This window comes from Flindersiella endophytica (assembly GCF_054779015.1).
Genome location: NZ_BAAGYY010000001.1, coordinates 98,231 through 108,045 on the forward strand (window position 1 = coordinate 98,231; position 9,815 = coordinate 108,045).

The window sequence follows — 9,815 nt, forward strand, 5'->3', positions numbered from 1 at the left end:
CGAGCGGCGGCTGGACGACGGAGGCTCGAAGGCGGGGGAACGGGCCGCACGGCAAGCGGGGACTCGGCTTGCCGTGCAGCCCCAACCCCCCGTGCCTTGGAGTGCCTCGCGTGCGGTCAACCGAGCCGGACGGTGACCTCCTGCGGAGCGCCGGCGAGAGCGGTGAGGTCGCCGAAGGTGAGGGTGAGCTGGTCGCCGGTGCCGGCCGTTACGACGCTGGGTGGTGCGGACAGCACTTCGGCGACCTCCCGGTCCCAACGCAGCTGCAGCGAGGTGGCCTCGCGGGCCGGATCGGAGACGACGATCGTGGCCGTGCCGTCACGGTTCTCCCGTACCAGGACGGATGCGGGCGCGCTCGCGGTGAGCTGGTGCACGCGTCCGGCTGCCCAGAAGTTGACCGCGGTGAGCCCGAGCCGTTGGACCCGGACGCCCTGCTGGGCGGCTGTGTTGGCGAGAATCCTTAACCAGCCTTCGTCCTCGGCGACGCGGGCCGTGTTCCGCGCGTCCGCGCCGGGCAGCAGGACGTACGCGTAGCCGGCGTTCACGGGATCGGTGCCGTGGTCGGTGTAGAGCGTGAGGTAGCGGCGGGTGATCGGGTCGGCCGGGCCGCCGGCGTTGATCGTCCGCCACGCACCCGTCCGTTCCTCGCGGACGGCCCGCAGGTCGGCGCCGTTCGGAAAGACGTAGCCCGCGACGCCCGCGATGTGGGCCCAGTGGGCCCGGCCGAAGTGGCCGCTCCATCCCTGCGTGGCCGGCTGACGCCGGCCGTCGACAGTCAACGCGGGAGCGCCGCCGGTGCCGAGGTTGCGGTTGTCGATCGTGGTGTCGACGGGAAAGCCGTCGGTGGAGGAGATGCCGGAGCCCAGGCAGACGATGGAGTCGTCCAGGCAGAACCACGACTTCCGCGCGGTCATCGTGCTGTCGATGCCGTGCAGGTGCTGGCCGATCGCCGCGTACTCTCCGTCGGTCGTGCCGCCCACCCACGCCGTCGGGGGCACGGTGCCGCCGGCCTGGCCCCACTCGCCGCCGAAGCCGTCAGGAACCGGTTTCTTCGAAGCGGTGATGCCAGGCAGCCGATACGGGTCGACGGTCGGCCAGAACGCGTCGGAGTAGTGCTCGAGCCCGAAGTCGTCTCCCCACCACGACAGCCAGCCCGCTCCGGTGTGGTAGCCGCGGGCGTGCTCGCCGTTGCCGTACTCGTAGTGCGCCGTGCGCTTGGACGCCATCGAGATCGACGCGGCCCAGCCAGGCCGGCGGTGCGTGGCGCGGTCCATGTTGTGGAACAGGCGATGCTCGACCGGCTCGGGCGCGGCCGCGACCGTCTCGTCGTCCCGCAAGGCCGAAAGCAGCGCCGCGCTGGTCAGGCCGAGGCCGGGATTGCTCAACGGTGGCAGGTAATAGTCGCGCTCCATCCAGCCCTTGACCATCGCGCGCCAGCGGGCGTTCTGCGCCGGGTCGGCACCCTGGCCGATCAGCACGATCGTCGCCAGCAGGCCGTGGGCGCGGGTGTGCTCCGACGTGCCGGCCCGGCTGATCCCGCGCGACGACACGTTGTCCATCATCAGCCCGTTGTAGACGAACGGTGCGATCGCGTCGTCCACGGTGTCGAGGAACAGCCGCAGGTTGGGGTCGGTCAGCTCCCAGCGCGATCCCCGCAGCAGCGCGAGAATCCGTCCGACGCCGCTGTGCAGGACAGCGCCATAGCCACCGATGTACGGGATTCGCGTGTGCTGGATGAACGAGCCGTCGGCGTAGAAGCCGTCGCCGGTGGTGACGTACGGGAAGACCGGTGCCAGCGCGGCGGTGGCGAGCTCGATCTTCGCGGGGTTCTGCTCGACGATGCCGCGCAGCAGCACGCCCCGGCACAGGTCGACGCGGTTCGCGCCGGTGCTGGTCCCGGTGTAGCTGTCGAACACCGACTCCGGTACGAAGTGGTCGATCGCCCTGCTGTAGTTGGCGATCTGGGCCGCGGTCAGGTGGTCGTACAGCAGCACGCAGACGTCGGTGATGGCCTGCGGTGAGCCGATCTGCCAGTTCCACCAGTTGCCGTAGCGCGTCGTCTGCTCGTTGTAGCGGTCGGCGTAGAGGTGGTCGAGACCGGCGATGACGGCGTCGCGTAGACCCGCGTCGCCAGTGAGGCCGGTGCCGGGCTGCGAGTAGGCCTGCGCCATCAGGTTCAGCCGGTTGTAGCTGTCGTTGAGCCTCGCGCTGTACCCGTACGACTCCTGGTCGGTGTCGGGCTCGGGATCGGCATACACCGCGTCGGGCCACAGCGATCCGGCCGCGGGCGCCATCCGTGACAGGTGGTTGCGCGCGTTGGTGCCGAGGCTCGCGAGCAAGGTGGCGAACGGCTCGGCGGCGGGGTCGAAGTCCGTGCCCAGGATGAGGTCGCGCCAGGTCGTGCGCAGCGTCGCGTACTCGTCGTCGGTGGCTGTGGCGGCCGCGGTGGCCGCGGTGGCCGCGGCGGCGGGCCGGGCGAGGAGTCCTGCCAGGGGTGCGGCGAGTGAGAAGCCGGCGGCCGCGGACTGGACGAACCGGCGGCGAGACCAGGGGGCAGGAGGCATACCCGTGAGGCTGATCTCCCGAAATGGACCGATCAAGGCCTTGGCCTGGTTCGGACACAAATCAGTCAGTTAACGGGCAACTCGACCTGACGAGTAGACGCGCGGTGCTTCAGCTCGGGAACCAGGTCGATGTGCGAGTGCTGGGCGCCCGGATCGGCGAGCCGGCGCAGCAGCAGGTGTACGGCGGTCTCGCCGACCGATCGTTTGGCCGGGGCGATCGCGGTCAGCGGCACGTCCGCCAGTTCGGCGATCTCGTCGTCGTAGCTGATCAGAGCGAAGTCGTCCGGCACGCGCAGGCCGCGGGCGGTCAGCCGCTGTAGCAGGTTGATCGCGTCGACGTCGGTGTGCACGATCGCCGCGCGCACGTCGCCGGCGGAGGCCAGCTCGAGCAGGCGGCCGACCTGGGTGTCGTCCGGCGGCGACAGGTCGTCGTCGGGGAGCGCGAGCGCGTGGGTGGCCGCGTGGTAGCCCCGGCGGATGTGTGGCTGGGTGTGCGTCGGCTTTGCCAGTAAGGCGATCCGCTCGTGCCCGAGCCCGGCCAGGTGGCGTACGGCGAGCGCGGTGCCTTCGGCGTGGTCGGACGCGACCCGGTCGAGCTCGGCGGCGCGGGCGCCCACCGGGATGTGCCGTTCGACCAGGACGACCGGGCGGCGCAGGCCCGCGAGCTCCACGAGATCGGTGTCGTCCGGACCGGCCAGGTCCCAGCTGGGTGTCAGCAGCAAGCCGTCGGCACCGGCCTCGATCATGGTCTGGATCTGCGTGGTGTCGCGGGCCCGGCTGTAGTCGGTGATGCCGACCAGCAGCCGCACGCCCGCGGCGTTCGCGGCCGCCCGGGCGCCCTGGATGAGCTGCTGGAAGAAGTAGCCGGACACGGGCACCACCAGGCCGAGCACGAGACTGCTCGGCGCGGGCCGTGGTGCCTGCCGGGCCAGCCGGGCGTCGCGCGCGTTGAGCGGCAGCGTCGGCCAGGCCACCGAGCCGTGCTGCCGCCGGAGCCGCCCGACGTCGGCGAGCGCGGTGACATCGCGGCGCGCGGTCTCGACCGAGATGCCGAGCTCCGCCGCCAGTTCGACGACGCGCACGGACTCCCGTTCGCGGACCAGGCGCAGGATCCGCTCGTGCCGCTGCTCGACGCTCTCCCGCATGAAGCCATGGTGCCGCACAACTGACCGATTTTCGACCGGCTGCGATGGAAGATCAGGACGCGCACGCCGCCATGTCGGCAGCGCCACGGAACTTGGCGGCACTAGCCTGTTCGCCATGTCGGAACGTCGCATCGCGATCTTTGGTGCCGGTTACGTCGGCCTGGTAACGGCGGCTTGCTTCGCAAAGCTCGGCCACCGCGTTGCCGTGCGCGAGATCGATCCGGTCAAGGTCGACCTGTTGCGATCGGGCGGTGTCCCGATTCACGAGCCTGGCCTCGACACCTTGCTGGCCGACCACCGCGAGCGCCTGACGTTCACGCTCGACGTCGCGGAGGCCTTGGAGGACGCGGAGGTCGTCTACATCTGCGTCGACACGCCTCCGTCCGCCTCCGGTGACGCCGACCTGTCGCGCGTCTGGTCCGTGCTGGAGGTGCTCGACGGCGCATCGCACGTACGAGCGGTGGTGACCAAGAGCACCGTCCCGGTCGGCACCGGCGTACGGATCCGGGCTTACCTCGACGAAGCCGGCCTGGCGCACGTGGGTTACGCCGCCAACCCGGAGTTCACCGCCGAAGGCAAGGCGATCCGCGACTTCCTGGAGCCCGACCGGGTCGTCGTCGGCGCTTCGGACCAGGCGACCGCCGACCTGATCGCGGAGCTGCACGCCGGCATCGACGGGCCGATCGTACGCATGGACGTCGCGTCCGCCGAGATGGTGAAGCTCGCCTCGAACGCCTTCCTGGCAACGCGAATCAGCTTCATCAACGAGATCGCCAACGTCTGCGACCTGGTGGGCGCCGATGTGGAGAAGGTCGCCGAAGCGGTCGGCCTGGACCAGCGGCTCGGGTCGCGCTACCTCAAGCCCGGCCTGGGTTACGGCGGCAGCTGCTTCCCGAAGGACTCGCTGGCGCTGAAGACGATCGCGAGCAACTCCGGCTACAACTTCCAGCTGCTCAACGCCGTGATCGAGGTCAACGAGCTGCAGAAGCGGAGGGCGGTGCAGCGGCTGAAGGACGTCCTCGGATCGCTGCGTGGTGCCCAGATCGCCCTGCTGGGCTTGACGTTCAAGCCCAACACCGACGACATGCGCGAGGCGCCGAGCACGGTGCTCGCGGGACGGTTGCTGGCCGAGGGTGCGCGGGTACGCACCTGGGATCCGCTCGCGGTGCTGCCCGACGCCGAGCCGTGGAACGTGACGACCCGGCACGCGACCCCGCTTTCGGCGATGACCGGCGCGGACGCCGCCATCGTCGTGACCGACTGGCCCGAGCTGACCAACGTGCCGTGGGCCGAAGCGCGCGAGCGGATGGCCCGTCCGGTGCTGTTCGACGGCAGGAACCAGCTCGACGCCGAGGCGATGATCGGGCTCGGGTTCACCTACCTCGCCGTCGGCCGTGGCGACCTCGGTGGCTTCGGACAAGCGAACCCGTCCGAATCCGCGTAGAGTTCTCCCTCCTGGCACTCGCGGGAGGGGATGAGATGCTGGTTCGGCGTCTGCTGTTGTGTCTGGCCACCTTGTCGGCCGCCGCTGTCGTAGCTGTTCCGGTGGCGTCACCCAGTGACGCGGCGGACAACGTAGTCCTGGACGGCAACGCCCGGTTCACGTTGCTGTCACCGACGCTTGTCCGGCTCGAATACGCCGAGGACGGCGCGTTCGAGGACCGGACCACGTTCAACGCGGTCAACCGGTCGATGCCGCCGCCCTCGTTCACGACGAGCGTCGAGAACGGGCAGCGCGTGATCCGGACCGACGAGCTGACGCTGCGCTACAGGCAGGGTTCGGGCCCGTTCACCCGCGCGAACCTCTCGATCGACCTGACGGCCGGCTCGCGAGCCGTCACCGCACGGCCCGACTTCGGTGGCGTGTGCGCCTACAACACCGGATGCGAGGCGGAAGCCCAAGCCCTGAACGGCAACGCGGGCCACGCGATCGACCACACCGGCTACACCGGGAGCGGCTTCGTCGACGGCCTGACAGCGCCGGGCGCCGGCGTCTCCTGGACCGCCGGCGGTCTGGCCGCCGCGGGCGACTATGTCGTCAACGTCAGATACGCCAACGGGCTGTCCGACGACCTGCAGCACACGACGCGCACGCTCACGTTGACCGCGGGCGGCACCAGCAAGCAGATCCAGCTGCCGAAGACCACCGACTGGAACACCTGGTCGGTCGTCTCGGTGCCGGTCACGTTGCCGGCCGGCGCGGCGCCCGTCTCGCTTGCCTGCAAGGCCGGAGACAGCTGCCGGGTCAACCTCGACAGCATCTCGGTGACGGCGGTGGGAGGCACTCACCCGGCACCGCCGGCGGCGCCGGAGAACCTCGGCGGCTGGCGGCGCTCGCTCGACAACAAGACCGGCGCGGCCCGTACGTTCGACGGCCTGCTGACCAAGGACGGCTGGTACGTCCTCGACGACACGCGCACCGCGATCCTGCGCGCCGACGGCACGATCGCGCAGCGCCCGGACCACGGCGGAAAGCCCTACCAGGACGGCTATTTCTTCGGCTACGGCCACGACTACCGCCAGGGCCTGAAAGACCTCCGCGACCTGACCGGGCCGGCGCCGTTGCTGCCGCGCTGGGCGTTCGGTATCTGGTACTCCCAGTACACCCCTTACTCCGATCTCTACTACCGCACGGTTCTGCTGCCCGCGTTCCGCGCCCACCAGGTGCCGCTCGACGTGCTGGTCGTCGACACCGACTTCAAGGGCCCGCATCCGTGGAACGGCTGGGGCTGGGATCCGTTGCTGTTCCCCAACCCGCAGGGCTTCGTCGACTGGACCAAGCAGCAGGGCCTGCAGGTCGTGCTGAACGCGCACCCGAGCATCGTTCCGTACGACCCGAAGTACACACAGGCGCAGGAGACCGCGGGTGGCAAGCTGGCGCAGGGCGAGTGCACGTACGCGCCGTTGACCTGCCGGGTGTTCGACTGGAGCGATCCGCAGCAGTTGCAGGCGTACTTCGGCCTGCACGACTCGTTCGAGCAACAAGGCGTTCGCGGCTGGTGGCTCGACTGGTGCTGCGACAGCAGTTCGGCGAGTGCTCCCGGCATCACACCCGACACCTGGATCAACGCGCAGTACGCCAACCGCGCGGACGCGAAGGGCCAGCGAGGCTTCGCGTTCTCGCGGCTCGGCAGTGCACTGTCGAAGCGCAACGACGCGTCGCCGCTGTATGCCTCCGGCCCGTGGGCCGACCACCGTTACACCGCCCACTTCACCGGCGACACCACGACCGCGTGGGAGACGCTGCGAGCGCAGCCGGCGTTCACCGTCGGCGAGGGCAACATCGGCGTGCCGTACGTCACGCACGACCTCGGCGGGTTCAACGGCCTGCCGCTCGGCGACCTGTACGCCCGCTGGGTGCAGTTCGGCGCGTTCCAGCCGATCACCCGCCTGCACGGCAACCACTCGCCGCGGCTGCCGTGGGAGTTCCCGGGCGCGCCGGAGGAGTCGGCGGAGAAGTTCCTGCGGCTGCGCGAGGCGCTGATTCCCTACACCTACAGCCTCGCGCGCGAGGCCGCCGACACCGGTGTGCCGATCACGCGCGGGCTCTACCTCGACTATCCGGAGCACCCGGAGGCGTACTCCTTCAAGGGGGAGTACCTCTACGGCGACGACGTGCTGGTCGCACCGGTCACGACGCCTGGTTTCGGCAACGTGGACACGAAGGTGTGGTTCCCGCCGGGTGAGTGGACCGACTACTTCAGCGGCCGCACCTACACCGGACCGAGCACCGCGACCGTCACCAACGACCTGTCGACGATGCCGGTGTTCCTCCGCTCGGGTGGCGTGCTGCCGACCCGGACCAACGCGGTCTCCAACGACGCGCAGGCGCCGCTGGACCAGGTCACGCTCGACGTGGCGACCGGGGGAGACGGCTCGTTCACGTTGTACGAGGATGCCGGTGAGGGCCACGGCTACCGCTCTGGCGCATCCGCGCGGACGACGATCGGGTTCGCGGAGTCCGCGCGTGCGTTGACGATCGGGGGCCGGGAGGGCAGCTATCCCGGCGCGGTGGTGAGCCGGACCTGGACGCTCCGCTTCCGCGCGGTCGACGGGCCGGTCCCGGTACGCGTGAACGGCACCCTCGCCGCGTCGACGTACGACGCCGCGACCCGTACGCTCACCGCGCGAACGGGAGCGCTCGCGGTGGGAACGCCGACCGTGGTGAGCCTGGGCTAGGAGGTGTTTCATAAGTATCGCCTGACGCGCGACGCCTGGCATCCACGCTGCCGGTCCCGCGGCGCCTCGCGAGTATGCCGGACACGGTGCTCATTGACATCCCGCGGCACCGGCAGCGCGACACTCCTGCCACGCCGCCAGGCCACGGCAGCGCGGCGCGGCGCGGCGCGCAGTACTCATGTGGCGGCTACGCCGCCGGGGCCGCGCGCTTGAACGGCCCAGACGCCCACGCCGCCGGTCGGCCAGGCCGTTGGGCTGCGCCGCGGATGCCAGCCTCCCTCTGGCATGGTGCACAAAGATCCGGCCGCCGCTCGATCCGCTGGACGATCTCCCTGTGGCCGCCGGGCGTGTCTAGGCTGGCGTGTAGACCCTTCACCTGATGGTGCGGAGGTGGTTTGCGATGCGGAAGAGCCGCTGGCCCGCGGCGACGTCCGACGCCGACTTCGAGCCTTACCTCGCCGACCTGCCGCCGGATGTCCGCCGGATGTTCGGCCGGTTCGTCGAGCTGGCCAGGTCCTGTGGTCCGACGACGTTCGAGCTGCAGAACGGGCCGATCGTCCTGTGCGGCAGCCGCCGTATCTTCGCCTCGGTCACGCCGCGGGCAGACTGGCTGGCCGGCCATCTCGTCCTGGCGCGCGAGGTCGAGGACGCGCGCTTCACCAAGGTCGAGCCGCTCACCAAACGCCTCTACTTCCACGCCTGGCGGATCGGATCGGCGGGCCAACTCGACGACTCGTTCGCCGCACTGCTCGACGAGGCGCACGCCGTCGGCGACGGAGATCACCTGCGTACCCCTAGGGGGTAGGGGTTGCACGAGCCATCCTTGCCAGATACCCTTCGGGGGTATTCAGTCTCGGTGTGAGGAGTGCGTGTCGTGAACGCTGTGGTCAAGCTCGGCCTGTACGTCGCGGCCCTGGCGGTCCTGCTCGTCGCGGGGATCGGGGTCGGCAAGCTGATCGGTCCGGGCGCCGGCAGTGCCACGGAGAGGCCGCGCGCCGGCCACGAGATGTCCACGACGAAGCCGGGCGATTCGGGCGAGTCGAACGACATGGATGAGATGGCGGACGACGAAGGCGGGCACGGCACCGAACACGAGGCCGCCACCGAACTCGAGGTACCCGGTGGCCTGCAGGTCGCCCAGGGCGGCTATCGCCTCGAGCCCCGTACGACGACGGTCCAGCCCGGCCGGCAGGTGCCGTTCCGGTTCACGATCACCGGGACCGACGGCAAGCCGTTGACCCGGTTCGCCCTGGCACATGAGAAACGGCTGCACCTCATCGTGGTGCGCCGCGACCTGTCCGGCTTCCAGCACCTGCACCCCACGATGGCCGCGAACGGTGAGTGGAGCGTGCCGCTCACGCTCGCCGAGCCCGGCGCCTATCGCGTGTACGCCGACTTCCAGCCGGCCGGCGCCGAGGACGGGCTGACGCTCGGCACCGACGTCTTCGCGCCCGGCAGCTTCCAGCCGAAGCCGCTGCCCGCCGAGCAGCACACGACCACGGTCGACGGCTACGTCGTGACGATCCAGGGCCACCTCGAGCCCGGCAAGTCCAGCAAGCTCACGTTGTCGGTCAGCAAGGACGGCAAGCCGGTGACGAACCTGCAGCCGTACCTCGGTGCGTACGGTCACCTGGTCGCGCTGCGCGACGGCGACCTGGCGTACCTCCATGTCCACCCCGACGGCGAGCCCGGCGACGGGAAGACCAAGGCCGGGCCGGGTGTCACGTTCTTCGCCGAGGTGCCGAGCAGCGGCGCGTACCGTCTCTACCTGGACTTTCAGCACGAGGACACGGTCCGAACGGCCGAGTTCACCGGCATCGCGGGCTAGGCCGTGTTTCGAAGTCGGGCGTGTCGTGATCGTCGACAAGTGAGGTCTCCGGTAGAGGGGTTCATCGACCAAGACGAACCTCATACGCGGAGACCTCGT

At 70.1% G+C, this 9,815-nt stretch carries 6 protein-coding genes; 4 read left to right on the plus strand and 2 right to left on the minus strand.

Annotated elements, in window-relative coordinates:
- Positions 1-116: 116 nt before the first annotated feature.
- Together ACYVF6_RS00450 and ACYVF6_RS00455 are read right to left on the minus strand one after the other, a co-directional pair.
- Complete coding sequence (locus tag ACYVF6_RS00450; RefSeq protein ID WP_460514497.1) at positions 117-2,564, minus strand: polysaccharide lyase 8 family protein; 2,448 nt, start codon at positions 2,562-2,564, stop codon at positions 117-119.
- Positions 2,565-2,629: 65 nt separating this feature from the next.
- On the minus strand, positions 2,630-3,709 hold the full coding sequence (locus tag ACYVF6_RS00455; protein WP_460514499.1) for a LacI family DNA-binding transcriptional regulator: 1,080 nt from the start codon (positions 3,707-3,709) through the stop codon (positions 2,630-2,632).
- A gap of 115 nt (positions 3,710-3,824) precedes the next feature.
- Between ACYVF6_RS00455 and ACYVF6_RS00460 the strand changes: the two genes are divergently transcribed.
- The 4 genes from ACYVF6_RS00460 (at position 3,825) to ACYVF6_RS00475 (ending at position 9,716) form a co-directional block, all read left to right on the plus strand.
- Positions 3,825-5,153, plus strand: a complete 1,329-nt coding sequence (locus ACYVF6_RS00460; RefSeq protein ID WP_460514502.1) for a UDP-glucose dehydrogenase family protein — start codon at positions 3,825-3,827, stop codon at positions 5,151-5,153.
- Between the two features lie 35 nt (positions 5,154-5,188).
- Positions 5,189-7,888, plus strand: coding sequence for a TIM-barrel domain-containing protein (locus tag ACYVF6_RS00465; RefSeq protein WP_460514503.1), 2,700 nt, complete (start codon positions 5,189-5,191; stop codon positions 7,886-7,888).
- Between the two features lie 400 nt (positions 7,889-8,288).
- Positions 8,289-8,693, plus strand: coding sequence for a hypothetical protein (locus ACYVF6_RS00470; protein ID WP_460514505.1), 405 nt, complete (start codon positions 8,289-8,291; stop codon positions 8,691-8,693).
- Between the two features lie 69 nt (positions 8,694-8,762).
- The gene (locus tag ACYVF6_RS00475; RefSeq protein WP_460514507.1) at positions 8,763-9,716 is read left to right on the plus strand and encodes a hypothetical protein; all 954 of its coding nucleotides are present in this window, start codon (positions 8,763-8,765) and stop codon (positions 9,714-9,716) included.
- The last annotated feature ends 99 nt before the right edge of the window (positions 9,717-9,815 follow it).